This window comes from Paenibacillus sp. 19GGS1-52 (assembly GCF_022369515.1).
Taxonomy (GTDB): domain Bacteria; phylum Bacillota; class Bacilli; order Paenibacillales; family Paenibacillaceae; genus Paenibacillus_AQ.
The window spans coordinates 2,475,628-2,499,606 of sequence record NZ_CP059724.1 but is presented as its reverse complement, the minus strand read 5'-3'; the positions used below and the strand labels follow the sequence as shown (position 1 = coordinate 2,499,606).

Sequence of the window (23,979 nt, the reverse complement as noted above, 5' to 3'; positions counted from 1 at the left end):
TTAGCCATGTGTCAGCAACCTTCAGTTCCACTTATTAATCATAATATTGTGTTTTATGGCGCAGGCTCGATGGCAGAAGCTATCGTTCGCGGAATGATTTCCCGTAGTGTGGTGTCATCCGACAAGATCATTATGCTAAACCGCAGCGGGAGTGAGCGCTTGGCCGAACTGCGAAGCCGCTATGGCGTTATAGGCAGCAACGATTCGGAGCAAAAAATAGAATATCTGCGAAATTCTCCGGTCATTGTTTTAGCAATGAAACCTAAGGATGCTGCGGAAGCTTTGCGCAACCTAGGACCAATCCTCTCTGCGGATCAGCTGATCATCTCTGTCATTGCAGGCTTGTCTATCCGCACCATTCAGGGTCTGCTAGGTACCCAACAACCCGTAGTACGCACGATGCCCAATACTTCAAGTTCGATTGGCCTCGGGGCTACAGGTTTAGCTTTTTCCAAGCAAGTGGATGAGGCTGGTCGTCGTCTTGCCCTTAACATCTTTGAAGCTGTTGGCCTGACAACCGTCATCGATGAGGAACGGATGGAAACCTTAACCGGCATCTCTGGCAGCGGCCCAGCTTATATCTATTACATGATGGAAGCCATGATCGCGGCCGGTATCCGTGGTGGACTTCCTGTGGAACAAAGCACTGAACTCACGGTACAAACCGTTCTGGGTGCCGCCCGCATGGTGCAGCAGACCGGAGAAACACCCGCTGCCCTGCGCAAAAAAGTAACTTCACCGAACGGTTCTACCCAAGCGGCGCTGGAAGTGCTAGATAAAGGGGATTTCTTCGAAACGGTCATAGCCGCAGTGAACCGCTGTGCAGAACGCTCTCGAGAGATGGGCGTAGCACTGGAGCAAGAACTCAAATAGGCTGTTTCCTAAGTATGAAAAAGATCGCAGCCCAATCCTAAAAAGGAGTTTGGCTGCGATCTTTATTCTTACTGGCTTATATTTCGCCAGCCCCCAGAAGAAGTAATATCTTCGGCTCCCAGCGCCGCATATCCCTCACAGATAAAACCACTGACCTCTTCACCATTCTCCAGCTCCACCTTGCCGATGCCAAGCGGTGCTGGAATCCCGGCAGTAAAGGCTCCGAAATCTGCCAATGGCATTTCCCAGATTTCAAGCCGGATTGAATTGCCGTCTGCAGTTTGTTTAATTAGTCCTGGCTTAGCCGGTATAGTAGGCAACTTGTAGAGCTTATATTTTGCCGCTGTATTATCTTCACGCAGAAACTTTGCATGATATTCGATCATCTGTTTTTCGAGTGGAAAACCCCGCATATGCAGACCGCAGACCGCTACCAATAGGGTTGTCTTCTTATTGTCCAACAACATGTTCACCCTCCCCTCTTAACTCCAGCTCTTGCGAAAGGGAGAAAAGCTTCGCCGCTGCACGGATAAGACCCTCTGCTTCAGCGGGTGCAAACAGGGTAATACCAAACGGCAGATCGACGTCCGCATAACCTGCAGGCAGCGCTACCGCACATAGATCCAGTAGATTGCAATGGTTTGTATATAGACCCATCTGCCGGTTGGTGGCAATGGGGTCCTTTCTAACCTGAGCGCGTGTCCAGGTCCCTCCTACTGTTGGAAGGATTAACACTGCATCTTGAAGTCTTTTTCGGGCTTCAAGCTTAAAGCTCTGCAGCTTATGCATAGCTTGGAATACCGAAGCTGCATCATATTCAGCAGCCGCCCCAGAGCGCAGCACGGTTTCGGTAACCGGGAAAGCCACACCAGGATTAGCCTCAATAAAGTTCCCCAAGTCAGCCCAGCGCTCGGCAACCCAAGGACCTTCGTACAGAATCGCTGCTGCTTCAGAAAACAAATCTGTATTTATGGTTTCCACATTAATATTTAACGTCTGCAGTTTCTCCAGTGCTGACTCCCAAGCGCGTTGATACAATTCCGCGAACGGGCCAAAGAAGACTAGTGGCTCTTTCGGCACACAGATTCGCAGAGGTAATTTCTCCACAGGTGCCGGTAAGTGGCGTGACCACGGGTCATTCTCGTGGAATCCTCTGGCAACATTGTCAACTTCCAGCACATCTTCCAGCGTGTGCGCCATAACAGTGACACAGTCAAGGCTCGCACAGGCGGGAACCACACCAATAACGGGCCATGAACCTAGACTGGGCTTCCAGCCGACAAGCCCGTGCAAGGCAGCAGGCACACGTCCGGATCCGGCAGTATCTGTGCCTAGTGAGAAGGCAGCCTGCCCACGGGCGACAGCAACTGATGAGCCTGCACTGGAACCGCCACTAATTAGTTCAGGCCGCAGCGCATTGTGGGCTTCGCCATAAGGACTCCGCGTTCCAACCAATCCGGTAGCGAACTGATCCAGATTGCTTTTCCCAACCGGGAGAGCCCCTGCTTCAATTAATCTTGCCACTATGCCAGAATGCTGCTCCGGGGTATAGGCATACTCCGCACAACCTGCTGTAGTCTCCACTCCACCAAGATCGATATTATCCTTGATGGCAAAAGGAATGCCCCAAAGCGGATATTCCTGTGGATCAAGTGTAGACAAACGGTCCAAATGTGGTTGAATAAAGTCTAAGGACGGTGGTGTAATCCAAATATTCATGCTTTCGTCGTTGGAGGCGCGAGCTATAACAGCATCGATTACTTCCTTTGGTGTCAATGCACCAACTAGATAGGCTTTGCGAAGCTCAGAGACCGATAATTTCAAAGGAATTTGCTTAGGGACCATATGGTGAATCTCTCCTCTCCTATTCGACTATTCGACGATACTGACCAGAAGCTGTCCGGCTTGAACCGCCTCTCCCTGGTGGACATAAATGGCAGCAACGGTACCGGTACAAGTTGCCTTTTGATTAAACTCCATCTTCATACTCTCCTGAATTACCAAAGTATCTCCCTCTTCAATCTTCTGGCCCACAGCGACTAGAATCTTCCACACACTACCCGGCATATCACTTCTTATCGCTACTGCTCCGAGCGGAATCTCCTGCTCTACAGATGGTTCAGCATGTTCCTGCTCTGACATATATTCAGCTAATCCTAATCTTTTCCAGCTTTCCCGTTCCTCATTAAAAGCCTGCTGTTGCCGACCGCTGAACTCGCCAGCAGTCTCTTCGATCGAATCCAAGAAGTCCAAATATTCACCGAGATCAAAGGTCGTCTCCACAATATCTGCTTCAAAACGACCATGCAGGAAATCCTCCCGCATGACCAGCAGCTCCTCCGCACTTACCGGATAAAAGCGAATCTGGTCGAAGAACCGCAGCAACCACGGTTTATCTGGCTGGAAGCTTTCTGTAGAACGCAACCGATTCCACATCTGAACCGTTCGTCCAACGAACTGGTAGCCACCTGGCCCCTCCATTCCGTATACACACAGATAAGCTCCACCTATGCCGACGGCATTCTCCGGGGTCCAGGTTCGGGCCGGATTATATTTCGTTGTGACCAGTCGATGGCGCGGATCGGTCGGAGTAGCTACGGGTGCACCCAGATAGACATCCCCTAACCCAAGCACTAGATAATTCGCTTCAAAAACAATTTTCTTCACTTCTTCCATACTGTCCAATCCATTGATTCGGCGGATAAAATCAATATTGCTCGGACACCAGGGTGCATCCGGACGCACGTTATTCTGGTAACGTTCAATAGCAATCCGGGTAGCCGGATCATCCCAGGACAAGGGGAGATTCACAATACGTGAGGGTACGCGAATCGAGTCCAAGGCGGGAAGTTCACTGTCAATGCGAATAATAATTTGTGCGGCTTCCTTAACAGTCATTCGAGAGAGGTCCAGATGAATCTGCAAAGAGCGGATGCCGGGTGTCAAATCTATGAGCGGGATTTCCCCATTATCCTGTATGGCCTGCATCAAAGCATGAACCTGGAAACGAAGCAGTAAGTCCAGCTCCATAGCCCCGTACTCTACCAGTACATTGCAGTCACCACTGCAGCGAATGGTGAGCGGAAACTGGCGGTTTCCATCCTCATAGAAGAGGATCGGATCATTCTGCATAAATTCACTCGTCAGCTGCGGCAATCCAGGGAGCGGTAAGTCGACAACCCGATTATTTCCCAGCGCCTGCAGAAACTGCTCTTGGGAATCCCGTAGCTCTTCAGCTTCTTCTAAGGTCAATAGTTGAAAGAGAACCTTGTCCCCTGGGCGCAGCTGTCCAAGCTTCCAGAATTCCGCTGAGGCGGTAGTCACAGGACAGACAAAGCCACCCAGACTTGGACCGTCAGGGCCAAGCAGAATCGGCATGTCACCCGTTAAATCAAGTGTACCTACAGCATATGCATTGTCATGAATATTCGAAGGATGTAGTCCCGCCACTCCACCATCCTCCCGCGTCCAGAGTGGGGCCGGACCGATCAGGCGTACGCCAGTGCGCGAGCTGTTGAAATGAACTTCCCACTCCGTTCCTGTCAACTGCTCCAAATATTCAGGACTCAGAAATTCCGCTGTACAATGTGGACCTGGGATTACGCCTATTATTGGCGTACGGGAGAGTACAGGACGGCTCGCTGGCAATAAAGCTTCGCGAAATAAGGGAGGCTTCGAAGGCAGAATACCCAGCACATCCCCCGTGCGAAGCGCCCTGCCTCCATGCCCACCGAAATTGCCTAGGGTGAATGTTGATGAGCTGCCCATTACCTGTGGCATATCAAATCCGCCTGCTAGCAACAAATATGTGCGAATACCTACTTTCGCCTCACCAAACAACAAAGTCTGGCCTTGTCTGGCCTGGACCGGAACCATCATCGGGACGAGCACTCCATCTAGAGTGGCACTCATATCCGCACCAGTGAGGCAGAACCAAACCTCACCACGGAACCGGTAGGAGCCTCCGCGGAGCGTCATTTCTAACCCCGGCGCATGTTCTGGATTGCCCAGCAGCTTGTTGCCAATTTGGAACGACAGCGGGTCCATCGGACCGCAGGGTGGAACTCCGACATTCCAGTAGCCGGTGCGTCCAGGATGATCCTGAACGGTAGACTGAACCCCTCCATCCAATACCTCAAGTGCATGTTCAGCGGGGGCAAATCCTTCGAGCAGGCGTGTAAACACACGTCCAGCAAGGAATTCCTGTTCCAGCAGTAGCTCGGTAACATAGGATAAATTCGTCGTTACGCCGTAGAAGCGGCTTTCTTGCAGAGCAAGCACTAACTTATGGACCGCTTCTTCCCGGTCCTGCCCATGAACAATAATCTTGGCTAGCATCGGATCGTACAGCGTTGTTACCTCTACGCCATCGGTTACCCATGTTTCATTACGTGCTTTCGCGGAGAGCACAACACGATCCAACTGTCCTGCACTGGGACGGAAATCGCGCAAACAATCCTCGGCGTAGATTCGCGCTTGTATGCTATGTCCTTGCGGTTCAGGCACAAGGTTCTGCAACCCCTGCAGTTCATCTGCCGCTTCACGGACCATCCATTCCACAAGGTCTATACCCAACACTTCCTCGGTAACCCCGTGCTCCACTTGCAGACGTGTATTCACCTCCAGAAAATAGAAGGCTTCCGCCTCAGGATCATATAGAAACTCGACCGTTCCGGCACTGCGATAGCCAGCCGCCTGAGCCAGCTTACGAGCTGCGTCCAGCAGTTCTGTTCTTACTTTAGAAGGTAGGTTCGGGGCAGGTGTCTCTTCGACGACTTTCTGGTTGCGGCGCTGAATAGAACAGTCTCTTTCTCCAAGTACAACAACTTCCCCGTAACGGTTCCCAAAGATTTGCACCTCAATATGACGGGCCTTCGCTATATATTTCTCTACAAAAACTCCACCATTGTTAAAGTTGGACTCTGCCAGATGGGTTACGGATGCAAAGGCATCACTTAGCTCGGACTCCCCCCAGCATATGCGCATCCCGATTCCACCGCCGCCAGCTGTACTTTTGAGTATTACAGGATATCCGATGGCTTCCGCTTCCTGCAGCGCTTCTTTCAGTTCAATAAGCAGGCCAGTTCCCGGCAGCAGCGGAACCCCTGTGGAAGCAGCGATTTCTCTTGCCGAGTGCTTCAACCCGAATATATCCATCTGCTCTGGAGTGGGACCAATGAACACAATCCCTTCCTCCTGGCAGGCTCGGGCAAATTCCGCATTTTCACTTAAAAATCCATAGCCTGGATGAATCGCCTGTGCACCCGTCTGTTTAGCAATTTGCAGAATAAGTTCAGCATTTAGATAACTGGTCTGCGGAGCGCCCTCGCCTATCAGAACCGCTTCATCTGCTCCTCTTACATGGAGGCTAGCCTGATCCGCTTGGGTATACACAGCTACGGATGCAATACCCATAGCTTTAAGTGTGCGCTCTATACGAACGGCAATCGTACCTCTATTGGCAATTAGTACTTTATCAAACATTTGAACTCACCTTCCCCGTATTCATGTTGTCATGTATTCCAGATCAAGATCCTGACCGGTGTAGGATTGTAGGCATTACAGGGATTATTCAACTGCGGGCAGTTGCTGATCAGCACCATTGCCCGGCGTTCCGCCTCCAGCTCCACATAACACCCAGGACCCGAGACACCATCCTCAAAGGTTAATCCTCCCTCTGGTGTTACTGGAACGTTCATGAAAAAATTAATATTAGGAGCTAAATCCTGTTTGCCGTATTTCGCCCCCTCTGGATGTCGCGAAAGCTCCAGCATAAAGGTATCACGGCAATTATGCATATATCCCTTCTCATGCGCATAACGCACCGTGTTGCTCTGCGAAGAGCATGCACCGCCAAGCGTATCGTGACGACCACAGGTATCTGCTACTATCGTAGCCAGCGGCTTACCCGATTCTGTGCGCAATACGGAACCAGTCGTAAGATAGATATTACCCTGGGCAGTGATCGTCTGCACTGCACTATAATGATCCTCCGGATTATCGGCATCATACAGCAGCGTATCTGCTGCCTGATTGCCTGCCAGATCTATAATTCGCAGCACTTGTCCTGGAAGCAACTCCTTCATCCAACCCTCTCCTGCAGAAACAACTTGATCATAAACTGCTTCTTCAGCTATCCGTCTACTTTCCACCCTTATGAATGCACTCATATTCGTTCCTCCCTGTCTTTATAATGAATAGCTTCAGTCCTGAAGCTTATAATAGTCCCATGTATTCTCAAATGCCCGGCGGTTCTCCGGACAGTAATTCACACATTCATCATGATCATCTACCGGTAGGGCTGGAAGAACTTCTATCTTTACAGGAACGGAAGGATAAGCAGCACTTGCATCTAATGGATTAGGTGTGTTGGATACGAGCAGCAGAACATCCATTTCAGTACGCAGGGTAACGCTCGCACCAGCCGGGCAGTGTCCGGATTCAAAATGCAGATTGCCTTCATCATCACAGAATACTTTGGAGAACAGATTTACCACAGGAGACAGATCCCTCATACCCAAACCGTTGCGCACAAGTTCTGTAGCCAAATTATCCTGTCCGCTGCGATAGCGATCATTGCGTTGCTCTTGATAAGGGCTCACTCCATATTTCGCCTCTGTCACCGAGCGTAGGGTATAACCTCCAATAGGATCATGCCAGCCTAAATCATCCAGAATTATACTCGCCAACACATGGCCATTATCACTCATCAGTACATTACCTTGGGTTAAATGGGAGGTATGCTGTGCTTTCAGTGTATCCGGCATATTATAGTGCTCCGTTAATTCAAAAGCATTGAACAGCATCAATGAGACATTTGCCCCCGGCTCCATAGCCGTAAAGCGTATTTGCTTGCCCCGTCCAATTCTGCCGGACCATTTACCTCCTGGATGCATCCTTTCACTCCATATATCTTGTAGCTTCATTCCGCTCATCCCCTATCTTTCTATTATGGAAAAACAAAAAGGAGACATCACAAGACTAGTGTCTTGATGATATCTCCCAGGTTTTTATCCTTCCGTGTCCGCTCCCCCTGCAGGGGAACTGTCTACTCTCGGACCAGACCCGGCATACCACCGACGGAACCCTAGTAGACTAAATATTCAATTATTATTCACGTGAGTTAATATAACATTCATCTCTTTAAAGTGTCAAACACTAGTTTGGTTTTAGGTAGTAAAAACGACAACATTCAACAATCCTCATCACTTTTCAGCATCATTTTCAGTAATTTTCAATAAAACCTTGTCAAAATATTTTATCTTGTGTTAGTATACGTAACATAAATCAAATATAAAACAGTTTACTAGGGTTCCGCCTGACAACAGGGACAGGTCCGAGAGTAAACCACAGGGCGCATTTCGATGCTCCTGTGACACGGAGGGATAAAAACCCGGGAGATTATTTCATATAATCTTCCGGGTTTTTAATTTTTTCATAAATAAGGGAGGACAGAGAGCAAGACCTAGAATTAAAGAAAAAACTACGTAAATAATACAATTAAACGGAGGTTACAAAAATGAAAACTAACAAAACAACAGGATTTTTCGCCCTTGCCATGTCCTCTCTGCTTGTCCTAGCCGGCTGTGGCAATGACAATTCTAATACTGCAGCAACGAATGCAGCTGCAACGAATTCACCGAGTACAGAGGTCACTACTTCAGCTGCACCAGCAGCAGACGATGTAACCATCCGCTTCGGCTTCAGTCCTTGGCTCGGCTCCGCAGGTGCTATTGTAGCCAATGAGAAAAAGATTTTTGCCGACAAAGGCGTTAATGTAGAATTTGTACAAATGGAAGGAAATACGCGAGATGCATTTATGTCCGGCAAGCTCGATGCTGTTGTTCAATCGCTCGATGCAGTCGTTCAAATGAAAGCTAAAGAAGATCCGAAGGATCCGGTGCAGGTTATTGCTGTAATCGACAGATCCAAAGGGGCAGATGGTATCATTGCTAACGCCGATATCGCTTCACTGGATCAATTGAAGGGCAAAAGCGTTGCTGTATCCATTGGCTCGGTTGCCCACTTCCTACTGCTGAACGCTCTGCAGACTGCTAATCTAAAAGAATCCGATGTGGAAATTGTCAATATGAACAACAATCTAGCTGGATCAACCTTTATGGCTGGCCAAGTCGATGCCGCGGTTACTTGGGAGCCCTACTTGTCAGAAGCTGCTGCTAAAGGCGGACACCTGTTGTATTCCACTGCCGAAGCACCCAACTTGATTGTAGATGCATTGGTTGTGAAGAAAAGCATGATCGACGAGCACCCGGATGCGGTAAAAGCTATGGTTGAGTCTTTTAATGAGGGGCTTGAATTGTTCAACACTACCGATGAAGGCAAAAAAATTGTAGCCGATGCGTTAGGTATGGATGTGCCTGCAGTAGAGAGCACCATTGCTACGCTGGACCTCACGACCTCCGCAGCTTCAAAAACGATGCTTGTTGATAACAAAGCTGAATGGGAAGCAACGATGGATGGCTTCTCCGCATTCTTTATGGATCAGAAGATTCTGACCGAAAAAGTAGATTCCACAGGAATTATTAACGACTTCCTTTACGAGTAGTACAAAATCAAAGAGATTGCTGCTTGATAACACAATTAATTGGGGGGACTGATTTAGAAATGGAGAAGGAAACACGTAAAATTATTGGGAATCCGGCATTGCTTATGATCGATCCACAAAAAGGGATTTACCGTTCACCCGCCAAAGATGTCGAAGCTTCAGTTGATGCCTTGGAACGGGTGCTGCTAGCTGCAAGAAAAGCTGGTATGCCTGTTATCTTTTTTCAAGAGATTCATCGTAAGGAAATGGTTGATTACGGACGCGAGCTGGACGGAACTGAGAATATCCACTGTCTCGAAGGCTCTGAATACATTGATATTATTGACCGTTTACAGCCTATCGATGGGGAATATACAAATATCAAACGCCGCTATAGCTGCTTCTTCGGAACCGATCTGGATATTCTGCTACGAGGTCTTAACATCCAAACATTGATTATTGGCGGCTATTATACCGATGTCTGTGTACATTATACTGCCGTTGATGCCCATCAGCATGATTACTATATTCGCGTAGTGCATGACGGTTGCCGGGGCTCCAGCGATGAAGCCCATGAAGCCTCCCTGAACGCAATCACCTATCTCCAGCACGCGTCTAAAACCAACTCTGATGAGATGGTGCCCCTTATTGAAGCTTGGGGATCAGCAAAGAAGACATCCGTTTAGAGAAGTCGTTTAATGGAGAGGAGTTATAACCAGATGCAAAAAAAGAAAAAACATCAACTGTTCAAAATCCGCGGTGAAATTAGCCGCAAGGTATACATGATCACTGTTGTCGCTACTTTTGTCGGAATTCTCGCCCTATGGAGCTTGCTAAGCTATGGCAATCTGGTCAGCTCCACTTTCTTGCCTGCTCCGGGAAAAGTATGGGCTAGCATGGTCACTAACGTACAAAGTGGTGACTTTTGGGGTTATGTATGGATCAGCTTTTACCGTGTACTCATGGGGTATTTAATAACTTGCCTGCTCGCTATTCCAATCGGCATACTAGCTGGCACCTTCAAAATTGCTGAAGCCATCTTCGTGCCTGTTACCGAATTTATCCGCTATATGCCAGCAACAGCATTTATTCCTTTGATCATAGTTTGGATCGGACTTGGCGAATCTGCCAAAATATCCGTTATTTTTGTTGGCTGCTTTTTCCAGATGGTGCTGATGGTCGCTGACAATGCCAAATCCGTCTCAGGAGAGCTGCTTCAAGCCTCGTACACATTGGGCGCCAGTAGATTCCAGGTTCTCCGCAAGGTGCTGTTTCCAGCACTGCTGCCAGATCTGATGAACACGATGCGTCTGATTATGGGCTGGGCTTGGTCATACCTGGTCGCAGCTGAGCTATTCGCCGCCAGCTCTGGACTAGGATTCATGATTATGCGTGCACAGCGTTATATGCAGACTGAAGTTATTTTCCTCGGGATTCTCGTTATCGGGCTGTTAGGTCTTATCATCGACCGACTATTCGCTTTGATGAACAAGAAACTGTTCCCTTGGGCGGAAGGAGGCCGATAAGATGAGTACATCCGACAAGACTAGAAGCCGTAAAATCATCGTAAACTCCTTATCCAAAAGCTATGTAACTAAAAAAGAGAGCTTTCTCGCACTCGATCATGTCGATGCGCATATTTACGAGAATGAATTCGTCACCCTTGTGGGCCCTTCCGGCTGCGGCAAATCTACCATCCTACGAATTCTGGCTGGTCTGGAGGATTCGTCCTCGGGATCTGCCTCAATATCGGGCAGGGAGATAGATGGACCTGGCGCAGACCGCGGAGTCGTATTCCAATCCTACACGCTGTTCCCTTGGTTATCCGTCCGTGACAATATTGAGTTCGGGCTTTCCCTAAGGAATGTACCACGCAAGAAACGCAAAGAGATCTCTGACAAATATCTGGAACTGGTGAATCTTGTGAATTTCGCAGATACCTATCCCAAACAGCTGTCCGGCGGTATGAAGCAGCGGGTCGCCATCGCCAGAGCACTTGCCAACTCTCCAGAAATGCTGCTAATGGATGAGCCGTTTGCCGCACTGGATGCCCAGACCCGGGGCGATATGCAGGAACTGCTGCTCAATATTCAAAAACATGAGAAGGCCACCATTCTTTTTATTACCCACGATATCGAGGAAGCCATCTTTCTGTCAGAAAGGCTATATGTGATGAAGAGCCGGCCCGGCCGGATCGTCAGAGAAATCGAAATCCCGGTGGAGATGCGGCAGAATAAGGAACTGAAGGACTCCGAACCGTTTATCAAGATCAAGAAAGAAATTGTTGATCTTCTGCATTCCTAACTTTCAAAGGATTGGGGTCTTTATGTCTATGATAACCAACACCTCTGTTAAAAGATTCTATGTACTGCTGTGTGGTTTCGAAATTCTGCCCCGGGGCATCTCCGTTCGCGGTGGAGATAACCGCATCATCATTGCCGAACCCATCTGCGCTTACCTAGCCGACACGGACTCCGGGTGGATTCTATTCGACACAGGTATCGATGCAGCAAGGATTCATGATCCAGTGCTGGCAAAAGAATATTATACTGACCGCGGATGGACAACGCTGCCCGTGGTAAGCCCGTCTCACTCGTTCATTGGCCAACTTGAGGAAATCGGCATCCAGCCTGAAGATATCAAGCACGTAGTGTTATCACACATGCATGCAGATCATACAGGTTACCTTAAGCTGTTCCGCCATGCGACAATCATTGCCCAGCAAGCAGAGGTTGAATATGCACTCCATACACCACCGCTACTGGGCAATATCATAGAAGACTATAGCTTTCCAGATCTCAATTGGCAGCTTATTGAAGGGGATTATGAACTAGCCCCTGGCGTGTTACTCCTTTCCACACCTGGCCACACGCCGGGACATCAATCGGCTGTAATCACCCTGCCGAGCAGTGAACGTCTAGTACTTACTTTTGATGCTGGTGATTTTCTGGAAAACTTTGAACAAGAAATTCTGCCCGGTTCATCTAGCAATGATGAGCAGGCGCTGGCTTCGATCCTCCGGTTGAAGTCCTTGGCCGCCGAACCTAGCAGCACTTTGTTCCCGCTGCATGATCCCAACTTTATCCAGACCGCCAGACTGGCTCCACAATATTATGAATAGCGTCATGTCCTTTAAGGAGCTGTAATGAGTTGAAGCCACTTTCACAAAGCACTGCTACTGTGCCCTTATGGCCGATCATGACTGCAGTCTTCTGCAGTGTGTTCATATCCAATCTGAATACCAGCACGGTCAATCTGGCCGTTCCTACACTGATCAAGGCCTTCCACTCCGAGATGTCCATCGTGCAGTGGGCACTCACCGGCTACATGATGGCTATCGGAATTGGCTCACCTATGGCCGGATTTCTCATCTCACGTTATGGCAATAAAAAAGTTTATGCCACTACCCTGATTGGATTCTCACTGGCCTCACTGCTCTGTTCGCTGGCTTGGAGCCCCCTCTCTTTGATTGGGGCGCGGGTTATACAAGGCGGCTGTGCCGGCTTGATGCTACCGGTCACACTTACACTGCTCTACCGTACGGTAGACCGCAAGCAGCAGCCAATGGCAGTCAGCCTCTGGGAAGCCGCCGGGTGGCTTGGGCCCGCACTGGGACCGGTCGTTTCCGGCATCTGCCTGCAATATCTGAGCTGGCGCTGGCTATTCCTGCTGAATATGCCGCTGCTGATCCTGTCCATTGTGTTGGTACTCCGCTATGTGCCTGCAAGTGTTGGGGACAATTCAAAAAGGTTGGATAAACTCAGCGCGCTGCTCTCCAGCACAGGCAGCTTTACCGTACTGTTCGCCTTTAGCAGAGCCTCTGCCTGGGGGCTATTAAATATCAAAACACTGCTGTTACTTGCGGTAGGAATATTGTTGCTGGTTCCTTTTGTCAGACGCCAATTGCGTTCAGATAACCCGCTACTGGAATTTCGTGTTTTTCGTTATCGTCCATATGCCATAAGCGTTCTAATGCTTGGCCTGATCAATGCCGCCTTATTTGCGGTCGTTTATTTCGTGCCTTACTTTTTGCAGACAGCGCAAGGTCTTCGGGCAGCCGATACCGGACTCATTATGCTACCTTCATCTGTTATTACGGTGCTGCTTCTCCCGCTGGTAGGCAAGCTTTATACGAAATTGGGTCCCATGAAGCTGGCAGGAACCGGAATCTCACTTATGATCCTGGCAACCTGGATGCTCTCCCACATTAACGTAGATACCAGCAGCGGTACGGTTATTCTCTGGACCGTTACTCGTAACATTGGGATCGCCTTCTCTTCCATGCCGCTGATGAATGCCGGACTCTCGGGCGTGTCCGACTCTCTGATCGGTTATGCGACATCCATGACCAGCTGGGTACGCCAATGTATGGGCTCCCTGTCTATTGCGATATTGACTGCTTATTATACGTGGAGAACCATCAGCTATTCCGGTACAGGCTCCGCAGTCGCTGAATCTACTGCAGCTGTTACTTACGGTGTACACCACGTATTCCTGTTGGTTACCTTGCTGCTGGTCTGCATGCTGCCGTTGGTGCTCATTTTCAGACAAAAGGAACCGTCCCTATAATACAAAGCTATCATCATTACCCCAAACGTAAACATGGTTAGACAGTAAACAGGTGCACGAGGCTCCTAAGAGTCCGTGCACCTGTGTTCCACCTGATCCTAAACATCAGATTAGAGATCCTTCTTCAGATAGTAATGTGTATACCCACCCGCATTATTAATCGTTCCGTAAACTTCATAACCCAGCTTTTTATAGAAATCTAGAGCTTGAAAGCTTAAAGTATCCACTTTTATGAAGTCGCATTTCTTCTCTTTTGCGATGATTTCAGCCTCATTCATCATCTTCAGACCATAACCTAATTTACGATAGGCCTCCTCTACGAACAAATAGCTGATCTCCAACCAGTTGAAACAAATTTCACTAACCAATCCGCCAACCAGTTGACCCTGTTCATTCTTCAAATACAAGTTCACCTCTTGATATCTGCTACTTAACTCCCTCGGAAAATGCATGAAGTTAAACTCAATAATTTTATCTCTCACATAGGTTTTGTTAGTACTATTCAATTCATTAGTGATGTATAAATCCATACTTTTCACAACCTTCAGTATTTATAATTTTATGTATAATAAATTAGAAGAACCGTGCCACCCTTAGCTAACTTGCTAGGACAACACGGTTCTTCTATTTAATTCAATCATGCTGAGTACAATCTATCTTCCGCCACCGCGAAACTTCTGCGAATGGTTCTTCACATCCTGGGCATTCTTGACCCGGTTACGGGCCCATTCCAGCAAGATCCGATCAATATAGCGAAAATGAATCTTCCCCGCAAATACCGATTCCTTCAGCGCTAACAGAATTAGCTCCTCTGGGTACCGGTCCTGATCAACCCAATTGGATATCGTCTCACATTCCATTGGAGACAGGGGCCGTCCGAACTCCTTCTCGAAAATACTGAACAGGCTGCGGCTTTCTTCATCATCCTTGCTCTGTGTAGGTGAGGTAGGCCTGCCGTATCCACCCTCCGGAGCAGCTGCTCCGGAATAGTGGGCTGCGGCTCGGAGACCTGGTGAATTACCAGCTCCCTTGTCCTTAACCTCCTGTGCATTCTCTTTCGCTGCTTGCGCCAGAAAAGCACCCAACTTTCCGTATAATCCGGTAAAATTGTAGCGTTCATAATGAATGTCTCTCAGCTCGTCATTATCTCCATCGATGCTGAGAAAACCTTCCTTCATAAGCTTCTGCAATTCTCCTGCAATCACGGTGATACTGCGGCCAGTTACGACCTGCAGCTCCTCCAGAGAAGGGAACTCAATGCCCTCCACCTGCCGAAAAGCGAGCAGATGGATCAGCAGCATAGCTTCACTGCCACCTAAACCCAGCTTCCGGTAATGCTTCAGTAGTGCATAAGGAATGACGGCCATCCCGTTCTCCAAGCCGAAGGAGACTCCTTCGCCCCAGTTAGTCCATTCTTTGCCGTCCATGTGCGTCCCCCTTTGGTTCCCTTACGGGTAGAGACGGTACAACGTACGAGGGAACGGAATGGTCTCGCGCACGTGGTCTAGACCACAGATCCAGGCCACTGTACGTTCAAGTCCAAGACCGAAACCCGAGTGAGGCACAGATCCATAAGTACGCAGATCCATATACCACTTGTATGAGTCCATTGAAAGATTATGTTCTTTAAAGCGTTCTTCCAGCAACGCTGGATCGTCGATACGCTGCGAGCCACCAATAATCTCTCCGTAACCTTCAGGAGCGATCATATCCGCACACAATACCACTTCCGGACGATCCGGATGCGGCTTCATGTAGAAGGCTTTAAAGGATGCCGGATAGTGAGTGATAAATACAGGCGTAACATTCTCTTCAGCGATAGCTGTTTCATGTGGCGCACCAAAATCCTCACCCCAGGCGATTTCAAAACCCTTCTCATTCAGGAACTTGATCGCATCATCATAGGTAATGCGCGGGAACGGTGCTTTGATCAGCTCCAGCTTGGAAGTATCGCGGCCAACCGCCTCAAGCTCGGCGCGGCAGTTCGTCAATACAGATTGCACAATATAGCTGATGAACTCCTCTTGAACCTGTAAACTTTCTTCGTGATCAGTAAAGGCCATTTCAGGCTCAATCATCCAGAACTCAATCAAGTGGCGGCGTGTCTTCGATTTCTCCGCACGAAAAGTGGGTCCGAAAGAATATACACGGCCCAGAGCCATTGCCGCAGCTTCCATATACAGCTGTCCACTTTGCGTCAAATAGGCATCTTCTTCAAAATACTTCGTGTGGAACAGGTTAGTTGTTCCCTCTGCTGAGGTAGGGGTTAGAATCGGTGGATCTACAAGTGTAAATCCATTCGTATCAAAGTACTGCTGAATCGCCCGAATAATTTCCGCACGAATAACCAGCACTGCCCGCTGTTTCACAGAACGAAGCCACAGATGACGGTGGTCCATCAAAAAGTCAACGCCATGTTCCTTCGGAGTAATGGGATAGTTCTCGGTTAGATGGTAAATCTCTATTCCGGTTACTGACATTTCAAAACCCGATGTACTGCGGGGTTCTTCGCGAATGATTCCGGTCACATATAATGAGCTTTCCTGAGTGAGGCTCTTAGCATCATTCCATACTTCCTCAGATACTTCCGATTTCACGACAACACCCTGTATATAACCCGTACCATCGCGAAGCTGCAGGAACTGAATTTTACCGCTGGAACGTTTGTTATTTACCCAACAACCGATAACAACACTTTCTCCGACATGTTCATTCACGTTCTTGATAACACTCTTGTTAGCCATGCCTGCTGATCTCTCCTCTAAAATTAGCTGTTAATTCCTTGCACAATACGGTGTGTATCGCGTGCAATGACAAGCTCTTCGTTTGTCGGCACTACAAGCACCTGTACCTTGGAATTAGCCGTAGAGATACGACGCGGATCGCCGGAGCGAACTTTATTAGCTGCAGGATCCAGTTCAATTCCAAGGAAAGTCAGATTATTCAGTACTTTTTCACGCAAGAGTGCCGCATTCTCGCCAACACCGGCTGTAAATACGATCACATCTACACCATTCATGGCTGCAGCATAAGAACCGATATATTTACGCAGACGGTATTCGTACATTTCAAAAGCAAGCATAGAATTAGGCTCGCCTTTCTCTGCACCTTCAATAATATCACGCATGTCGCTGCTGGAGCCCGAAATGGCCAAGAGACCACTGTGTTTGTTAAGCATAGAGTTAACCTCGCCCACGGACAGCTCCATCTTATTCATTACATAAGGGACAATTGCCGGGTCAAGATCGCCACTGCGCGTACCCATCATCAAGCCTTCTAGCGGTGTCATTCCCATAGAGGTATCTACGGATACTCCACCTTGAACTGCTGTCACGCTGGCACCGTTACCGATGTGACAGGTAATGATCTTCAGATCATTCAGTGGAAGCTCCAGATATTCTGCTGCTGCCTTGCTGACGAAGTCATGGGATGTGCCGTGTGCGCCATAACGGCGTACCTTGTATTTATTGTACAGCACTCTCGGAATAGCATACATATAGGCCTTCTCAGGCATCGTTTGATGGAACGCAGTATCAAATACAACCACTTGCGGAACTCCAGGCATGTTAATTTCAGTTGCCGTAATCCCCATCATAGCTGCGGGGTTATGCAAGGGTGCAAGGTCAATCAATTGACGGATCTTGGTCTTGGCGTCAGCATCAACAATCGATGACTCCTTGAAGAATTCTCCGCCGTGTACTACGCGGTGGCCTACAGCATTAATCTCATCTGTAGATTCCAGAACTCCATGTACTTTGTCTGTCAAACATGCAAGAACTTTACGAATCGCTGTATTGTGCTCCAGAATTTCGCTTACTTCAGTTACTTCCTGTTTACCTGTTGGTTTATGAGTCAGAATAGAGGAATCCATCCCGATGCGTTCTACCAAACCTTTAGCCAGAACAGACTCATCGGTCATATTATAAAGTTGATATTTTAGTGAAGAACTGCCTGAGTTAATAACTAGAATATTCATACACGGTCACCATCCTTGTCGTACTTGAAAAATCCTTCGCCCGACTTCATACCCAGCTGTCCTGCACGCACCATCTTTTTGAGAATAGTCGAAGGACGATATTTCAGTTCGCCAAACTCGCGGAACATCCGTTCCAACGCAGCCAGCACCGAATCAAGGCCGAAATGGTCAGCCATTTCAAGCGGTCCATATTGGAATTGGTAGCCCATACGCATAGCATCATCAATATCTTCCGCTGTAGCAACACCCTCTTGCAGCACATGCATAGCTTCATTGATGAACAAGCAAATAAGACGTGAAGTTACAAATCCCGGGGATTCATAAATCATTACGCCTTTTTTCTCAACAATCTCATCCACAAAGGCCTTCGTATCTTCAAAAGTAGCATCTGAGGTTTTCAGTCCACGTACAATTTCAACAAGATCCACTTTGGCTACTGGATATATGAAATGCATACCGATTACGCGCTCCGGATATATTGTAGAACTTGCGAGTTCCGTCAAGCTGAGCGTCGACGTATTGCTGGCAAGAATAACATGGCTCGGACACACCTGATCGAGTTGATTGAATACTTTTTGCTTCGCTTCCAAATCTTCAGTAATGGTTTCAATGACCATGTCGCAAGAGCTAAGCTCAGCGAAATGTGTCACTTTTTCGATACGGCTAAGAATAAGCTTCTTCTCAGCTGCAGTGATCGCCCATTTCTCCATTTGTTTATCAAGGCTTGCCTCGATCATTTCATAAGAATAGTTTAATCTGTCCTCTGTTTTCTCCACCAGCATTACATCCAAACCCTTGGCTGCTAGCATTTCGGCAATACCTTGTCCCATCGTGCCACCACCGATGACACCAATTTTCTTAAAATTCATAAAAAAGTCTCCATCCTTTCAGGTATCTATACTTTTGTATTGTACCTTGTCTGTCGTAAAGATTTATATAGCCCGACATATAATGATATCTTAGCATGTCTGAAAAGTAAAAAAAAATAACCAGCATAAAGAATTATGCCGGTAAAAGTACACTGTCACTAAATTGACAACGAAATTGGTCTCCAGAGAGAACTTCTTCCTTCATTAAGATGTCAAGCGAGTAATCGAACACATTTCTCTGCTTCTCCAGCAGCTCATGCGTACGCGTCATCAGCTCATCCAGTATTTTACTATTCTCTTTCATTAGCTCTTCCGTGGTGACCATTTGCAGGTTGGCAATCCCCAGTGAAGTCAAACCTGATTTCATCATTGTCTCCACAATATTCAGCGCTTGATCAAAGTCACCTCGGGAACCCGTACTTCGCCCTCCGTAAAATATCACTTCGGCGGCGGCTCCACCGAGAGCGATCATGATCTGTTCCTCCAAATAATCCTTGGTATACAGATATTGCTCTTCCTGCGGATTATGACGAACATATCCAAGTGCTTGTCCGCGCGGAGTAAGAGTAACCTGGCTTACACTTCCCGGACGAAGCATCTCAGCCATGATAGCATGTCCCAATTCATGTATTGCGACCCGTTTCTTTTCTTCATGATTGGTTTCACGGTCTGTCTTCTCGCCCATCATCACCTTGTCAATGGCCATTGATAGATGGCGTTGCTCTACTTCTATCAGATTCTCGCGCATCATATAGATGGCCGCCTCATTCATGACACTTTCGAGCTGGGCTCCGGAGAAGCCGTAAGCTTCCTCGGCAATTTTGTCGAGGCTCACATCAGCACGCAGCGGCTTGTTCTTGGCATGCAGATCAAGAATCGATTTACGACCTTTTTTATCCGGCATATCCACTTGAATGTGACGATCGAACCGCCCCGGACGCAGCAGCGCTGTATCGAGCATTTCTTTACGGTTCGTTGCCGCAACCAGCAGAATACGCGGAGCTTCGTTATTATATATCCCGTCCATTTCGGTTAACAGCTGATTCAAAGTCTGATCATATTCACGTTGCTGACCGCCCTCGCGCTTGCCGCCGATAACATCAATTTCATCAATAAAAATAATGGCACTTTCTTTGTTCTCCTTAACTGCACGAGCGCGGGCATCCTTGAACAAATCACGAATACGTCCGGCACCTACACCAACATACATTTCTACAAACTCACTGCCTGCTGCAGCTACGAATACAGAATTTGTGTAATGTGCTGCGGCTTTAGCCATTAATGTCTTACCGGTTCCCGGAGGGCCTGTAAGCAAGATCCCTTTTAGCGGGCGAATCCCAAATTTACTGATTTCTTCGTGCCGGATCAGAAAATCCAGCGCTTCACGCAGTTCCTGCTTCGCACTATCCTGACCGCCAATTTCATCAAAGGTAAGCTTGGAGGGTCCGTTCTTCTTGCGTTTCTTCTCCGCTCCGGCACTCACTGTCATGCCGCCACGTAAATGGGCTATAAGTAGAAGTGCACCAACCATTCCTCCGGCGATAACCACAGGAAAAATATTAACACCAATAAACGCCATAAAGATCAACAATACAGGGATAAATCCAACAAAAGCTTCTTTCAACCACTTAGGCATTATTCCATACCCCCATCGTTCCCGGTTGTCGCGGTAAAATGATGAATTTGCTCTCTTTACCGTTACTTAGGCTTACATAGACATTATTGTCGTCGATTTCCGTCGTAGCGATCACATCAGTATATTTCGAGTATTGCTCCTTCAGTCCATCAAGTTTAGCAGGTATTAGTGTATACTTTCGGCTCTCCATTGCTTCTGCAACCGAGAACATTGCTTTATCCCAATATTCATCTAGTAGAGTGTTGGAATGCTGATCAACATCAAGCTTCAGTGTCCGAGCACCGATTACTGACTTCCCTTCGGTAGACACATATTGAACCAGTTCACGCAATTTCGTGCCCGGTTGCAAATCTAGTTTCAATGTGACCTCGTTACGGTTAATAGTAATATGTGAACTGTTAACACCTTGATATCCTGCCACAATCTTTTGGAGCGGCTCTTGAATGACATACTGACGATACAGAAACCACCCACCGAACAAAAGGGCAGCTGACAGCAGTGACGTTAGCAGTACAGGTACAATACGCAATTTCAAGAAACGTCCTCCTCTCAAAGATGAAAATCATTAGATTGTATGAACTGATAAAAATAGCGTGTCTAGCGCTAATCCGAGACTAGCATGTTATTAGGCATGCATCAATACAAGTAATAGTATATCATAGGTGTATATACGAAATCGGAAGAAGATGTGAATTTATTTAAAATTTTTAATACTAATTCCTTCCTATTTGAGGCTCTCCTTTCAGCTTTTATCGACAACAAAGTTCTCGAATCTTCCTTCAAAAGATATATTTTGATCTATCTATTGGATATACATAAATCCGCAGGATATTACAGAGATCGATCTAATTACAATACTACTAGCGGCAGTCCGAAAAATCAAAAAAACAGCAAGTCCCAGTTGTGGGACTTGCTGTTTTGATGTTGTAAACTTTAACGGAATGTTTCCTCAGTTGTCTCACAACTTAACGATTAGGCAGACTGTAGCCCTCTCCAATCGGACTTCCATCAGAAAAACGGTAGAATTGATAATAATAACGTTCTCCCTGCTCATAGAAAAGCTGCCAAGCATACTCTCCGTTATACACACCCGGCAGCAGCCGTTCAATCTTAATATCCGGCAGTTGAGCAGCGATAATTACACGCATTTGCTGCTCTGAGGTTCCCTTACTTAGTTCTTCCCCGTAAACGGCGTTGTCGCCATCAGCAACCTTACCCTCTACTGTAAAGCGTACCCATACCATCATCGCGGTTCCAGCTTCATTCTTCCCCGTAAGAACCCAATACACCGAGTTTTCATCCCACACTGATTTCTGTGCCTTCGATACCTCTGTCAGTCCGGTACGTGTTCTGGCAACGTCCTCAGCGGCATCTCGCTCGTTCCATTGATCTTTCATGATGTAGGCATAGAACTGGCTAAGTCCGACCAGAAGGAGCAGAATGAGGGCCGAGCCCAGCAGGATCCATTTTCTCCTATTCTTCAAGCTGCAGCTTCCTTTCGTATATTTAATTCAGACAACTAAGAAGTACAGGTCAGTTACCGCTTCAACAGCCCTTCAAAGGATTCCTGCGCCTTGCGGCAGATGGCTTCCTCATCAAGCGTCAGACATTCACCGTGCTTCACAACCTGCTTGCCATTGATCCAGACATGCTCCACATCTCTGGCACTGGCTGAGTAAACAGCATGAGAGAGCAAATCCGTGTGTGGCAGCAGATGGGGCTGATCAATATCCAATGCAATGAAATCTGCTTTCATTCCGGCCGCAAGTCTGCCCACCTTATCTAAAAAGATCGACTTTGCTCCATACTCCGTAGCCATACGCAAGGCTTGTGGAGCAGGAACAGCTGTTGGATCACCACTTACACCTTTATGGATGAGTGCCGCAAGCCGCATTTCCTCGAACATATCCAGATTATTATTGCTTGCTGCGCCATCCGTACCCAAGGACACCTTCACACCTGCATTCAGGAGATCTGTAACGCGGGCCACTCCGCTGGCAAGCTTCAGGTTGCTACCAGGATTATGGGAAACGCCAACATTATGACGCGATAAAATTCCGATTTCTTCATCGTTCAAATGAACAGCATGGGCTACAAGTGATGGACGAGTGAACATGCCCAGCTTCTCCAGATGCGCTACAGGCCGCAAACCGTAATCAGCTATGTTCTGTTCCACTTCGCGTTTCGTCTCCGACATATGCGTGTGCATTGGCAAATCCAAATCATGGGCGGCTTGCACAAACTTCACAAAAAAGTCCGGTGGGCAAGTATATGGCGCGTGTGGTGACATCATCGTAGTGATTCTACCCTCAGCCTTCCCGTACCAGTTGCTGGCAAACGCAATAGCTTCTGCAAGCTTATGATTCTGCACCTCTTCAGAGCACAGACCAATTACTCCACGCATCAAAACAGCACGAATGCCTGATTGCTCAACAACTTCGGCTACCCGGTCCATATGATCATACATATCCAGGAAGGTGGTTGTGCCTCCCTTTAACATTTCCAGCACAGATAGTGAAGTGCCCCAGTACACATCATCTCCGGTGAACTTTTCCTCCATCGGCCACATTTTCTCCTGAAGCCATACCTGTAGCGCCAGATCATCTCCGTAACCGCGCAGCAAGGACATCGCTGTATGTCCGTGTGTATTCACTAGTCCCGGCATGAACAGCAGGCGGCTACCGTCAACGATTTGTACACCCTCTTCAAAAAGAGGTTCCTCTTCACCTATGTAAGAGATTAAATCATCTTCTATAGTCATATATCCACTCAGAACAGGCTTAATCGCTCCCGGTACGAGAAAACGCCCGTTTTTGATAACAGTCTTATTGCTTGCCATCTTCAATCTCTTCCCTTCCATCTTGTAAATAATAGGCCAGACTCTGCAAATCTGTAGTAAAGTCAGCCGCATGAATGCGCACATAAGAAGGCGTCTTCAAAATAACCGGTGCGAAATTCAGAATCGCTTCGATTCCTGATGTAACCAAAATGTCAGCCACATTCTGCGCTTCAAAATCCGGAACAGTAATAATCCCAATGCGGATTCCCTGCTTGCGGATGGTACTTTCCAGCTCATCCATAGGTTGAACGGTTAAAGAGTGAATTTGTTGTCCTACCTTGGGGGCATAGGAGTCAAACACCGCTGTTATCTTCATCGTGTCTTTCAAGTAAGCATTGTAATTGGACAACGCATGTCCGAGATTACCGGCACCTACCAGAGCTACGTTAATTTGCTGGTCCAGCTTCAAAATGTGGCGGATCTTCTCAATGAGATAGGATACGTCGTAACCAATCCCTTTTCTACCAAAATCGCCAAAATAAGCCAGATCCTTACGAATCTGCGCCGGGTTAAGATCTAATTTTTGACCAAGCTCTTGAGATGAAACTGTGGGAATTTCACGTTTTTGGAGATCATTCAGGAAACGCAGGTACACTGGTAGCCTGCGAACGACAGCCTCCGATATTTTATTATCCGATTTCATGTTTTCTCCTCCTAATTTAAGATATAGTT

The 23,979-nt window shown here is 47.6% G+C and carries 22 protein-coding genes and 2 riboswitches; of the genes, 7 read left to right on the top strand and 15 right to left on the bottom strand.

The features are described 5' to 3' along the window. Positions 1–6: 6 nt before the first annotated feature. Positions 7–873, top strand: a complete 867-nt coding sequence (gene proC, locus H1230_RS11745) for a pyrroline-5-carboxylate reductase (RefSeq protein ID WP_239715638.1) — start codon at positions 7–9, stop codon at positions 871–873. A 68-nt stretch (positions 874–941) separates the two neighbouring features. Here the strand turns inward: proC and H1230_RS11740 are convergent, their stop codons facing one another. The 5 genes from H1230_RS11740 to H1230_RS11720 are packed head-to-tail and all read right to left on the bottom strand — an operon-like array spanning position 942 to position 7,799. Next, complete coding sequence (locus H1230_RS11740; protein ID WP_239715637.1) at positions 942–1,340, bottom strand: allophanate hydrolase-related protein; 399 nt, start codon at positions 1,338–1,340, stop codon at positions 942–944. Continuing rightward, on the bottom strand, positions 1,324–2,718 hold the full coding sequence (locus H1230_RS11735) for an allophanate hydrolase (RefSeq protein ID WP_239715636.1): 1,395 nt from the start codon (positions 2,716–2,718) through the stop codon (positions 1,324–1,326). Before H1230_RS11735 ends, H1230_RS11740 begins: the two co-directional genes overlap by 17 nt. 27 nt (positions 2,719–2,745) lie before the next feature. Beyond that, positions 2,746–6,357: an urea carboxylase gene (gene uca / locus H1230_RS11730; RefSeq protein WP_239715635.1), complete on the bottom strand. Its 3,612-nt coding sequence runs from the start codon at positions 6,355–6,357 to the stop codon at positions 2,746–2,748. Positions 6,358–6,386: 29 nt separating this feature from the next. Beyond that, complete coding sequence (locus H1230_RS11725; protein WP_239715634.1) at positions 6,387–7,043, bottom strand: urea amidolyase associated protein UAAP2; 657 nt, start codon at positions 7,041–7,043, stop codon at positions 6,387–6,389. 33 nt (positions 7,044–7,076) lie between these two features. Further along, complete coding sequence (locus H1230_RS11720) at positions 7,077–7,799, bottom strand: urea amidolyase associated protein UAAP1 (RefSeq protein WP_239715633.1); 723 nt, start codon at positions 7,797–7,799, stop codon at positions 7,077–7,079. A gap of 71 nt (positions 7,800–7,870) precedes the next feature. Then, positions 7,871–7,975: riboswitch (guanidine-I (ykkC/yxkD leader) on the bottom strand. Positions 7,976–8,168: 193 nt separating this feature from the next. Further along, a riboswitch (guanidine-I (ykkC/yxkD leader) is annotated at positions 8,169–8,275 on the top strand. 117 nt (positions 8,276–8,392) lie between these two features. Here H1230_RS11720 and H1230_RS11715 point away from each other — a divergent pair. Genes H1230_RS11715 through H1230_RS11690 form a run of 6 tightly spaced genes read left to right on the top strand, consistent with a single transcriptional unit; the run spans position 8,393 to position 13,987 of the window. Continuing rightward, a complete protein-coding gene (locus tag H1230_RS11715) occupies positions 8,393–9,439 on the top strand; it encodes an ABC transporter substrate-binding protein (RefSeq protein ID WP_239715632.1) in 1,047 nt (348 codons plus the stop codon). A gap of 59 nt (positions 9,440–9,498) precedes the next feature. Further along, positions 9,499–10,104 carry a cysteine hydrolase family protein gene (locus H1230_RS11710; RefSeq protein ID WP_239715631.1) on the top strand — a complete coding sequence of 202 codons (606 nt, stop codon included), beginning with the start codon at positions 9,499–9,501 and terminating at the stop codon, positions 10,102–10,104. A gap of 33 nt (positions 10,105–10,137) precedes the next feature. Continuing rightward, positions 10,138–10,944, top strand: coding sequence for an ABC transporter permease (locus H1230_RS11705; RefSeq protein ID WP_239715630.1), 807 nt, complete (start codon positions 10,138–10,140; stop codon positions 10,942–10,944). A gap of 1 nt (position 10,945) precedes the next feature. After that, a complete protein-coding gene (locus H1230_RS11700) occupies positions 10,946–11,722 on the top strand; it encodes an ABC transporter ATP-binding protein (RefSeq protein WP_239715629.1) in 777 nt (258 codons plus the stop codon). Between the two features lie 22 nt (positions 11,723–11,744). Further along, entirely contained in the window at positions 11,745–12,539 is a 795-nt protein-coding gene (locus H1230_RS11695) for an N-acyl homoserine lactonase family protein (protein WP_239715628.1), read from the top strand. A gap of 29 nt (positions 12,540–12,568) precedes the next feature. Beyond that, positions 12,569–13,987 (top strand): DHA2 family efflux MFS transporter permease subunit, encoded by a 1,419-nt coding sequence (locus H1230_RS11690; RefSeq protein WP_239715627.1) that lies wholly within the window; start codon positions 12,569–12,571, stop codon positions 13,985–13,987. 110 nt (positions 13,988–14,097) lie between these two features. Here the strand turns inward: H1230_RS11690 and H1230_RS11685 are convergent, their stop codons facing one another. The 10 genes from H1230_RS11685 to H1230_RS11640 form a co-directional block, all read right to left on the bottom strand. Beyond that, a complete protein-coding gene (locus tag H1230_RS11685) occupies positions 14,098–14,517 on the bottom strand; it encodes a GNAT family N-acetyltransferase (RefSeq protein ID WP_239715626.1) in 420 nt (139 codons plus the stop codon). 123 nt (positions 14,518–14,640) lie between these two features. Then, entirely contained in the window at positions 14,641–15,414 is a 774-nt protein-coding gene (locus tag H1230_RS11680; protein WP_239715625.1) for a DnaD domain-containing protein, read from the bottom strand. Between the two features lie 21 nt (positions 15,415–15,435). Then, positions 15,436–16,731 (bottom strand): asparagine--tRNA ligase, encoded by a 1,296-nt coding sequence (gene asnS, locus H1230_RS11675; protein ID WP_239715624.1) that lies wholly within the window; start codon positions 16,729–16,731, stop codon positions 15,436–15,438. 23 nt (positions 16,732–16,754) lie between these two features. Then, positions 16,755–17,963: an acetate/propionate family kinase gene (locus tag H1230_RS11670; RefSeq protein WP_154118379.1), complete on the bottom strand. Its 1,209-nt coding sequence runs from the start codon at positions 17,961–17,963 to the stop codon at positions 16,755–16,757. Then, a complete protein-coding gene (locus tag H1230_RS11665) occupies positions 17,960–18,832 on the bottom strand; it encodes a 3-hydroxyacyl-CoA dehydrogenase family protein (RefSeq protein ID WP_239715623.1) in 873 nt (290 codons plus the stop codon). Before H1230_RS11665 ends, H1230_RS11670 begins: the two co-directional genes overlap by 4 nt. A gap of 133 nt (positions 18,833–18,965) precedes the next feature. Continuing rightward, a complete protein-coding gene (locus H1230_RS11660; protein WP_239715622.1) occupies positions 18,966–20,468 on the bottom strand; it encodes an AAA family ATPase in 1,503 nt (500 codons plus the stop codon). Further along, positions 20,461–21,003, bottom strand: a complete 543-nt coding sequence (locus tag H1230_RS11655) for a hypothetical protein (protein WP_239715621.1) — start codon at positions 21,001–21,003, stop codon at positions 20,461–20,463. Before H1230_RS11655 ends, H1230_RS11660 begins: the two co-directional genes overlap by 8 nt. 430 nt (positions 21,004–21,433) lie before the next feature. Continuing rightward, positions 21,434–21,952 (bottom strand): cell wall elongation regulator TseB-like domain-containing protein, encoded by a 519-nt coding sequence (locus tag H1230_RS11650; protein ID WP_239715620.1) that lies wholly within the window; start codon positions 21,950–21,952, stop codon positions 21,434–21,436. 53 nt (positions 21,953–22,005) lie between these two features. Further along, positions 22,006–23,307: an amidohydrolase gene (locus H1230_RS11645; RefSeq protein WP_239715619.1), complete on the bottom strand. Its 1,302-nt coding sequence runs from the start codon at positions 23,305–23,307 to the stop codon at positions 22,006–22,008. Then, entirely contained in the window at positions 23,294–23,950 is a 657-nt protein-coding gene (locus tag H1230_RS11640) for a redox-sensing transcriptional repressor Rex (protein WP_239715618.1), read from the bottom strand. Before H1230_RS11640 ends, H1230_RS11645 begins: the two co-directional genes overlap by 14 nt. Positions 23,951–23,979: the final 29 nt, after the last annotated feature.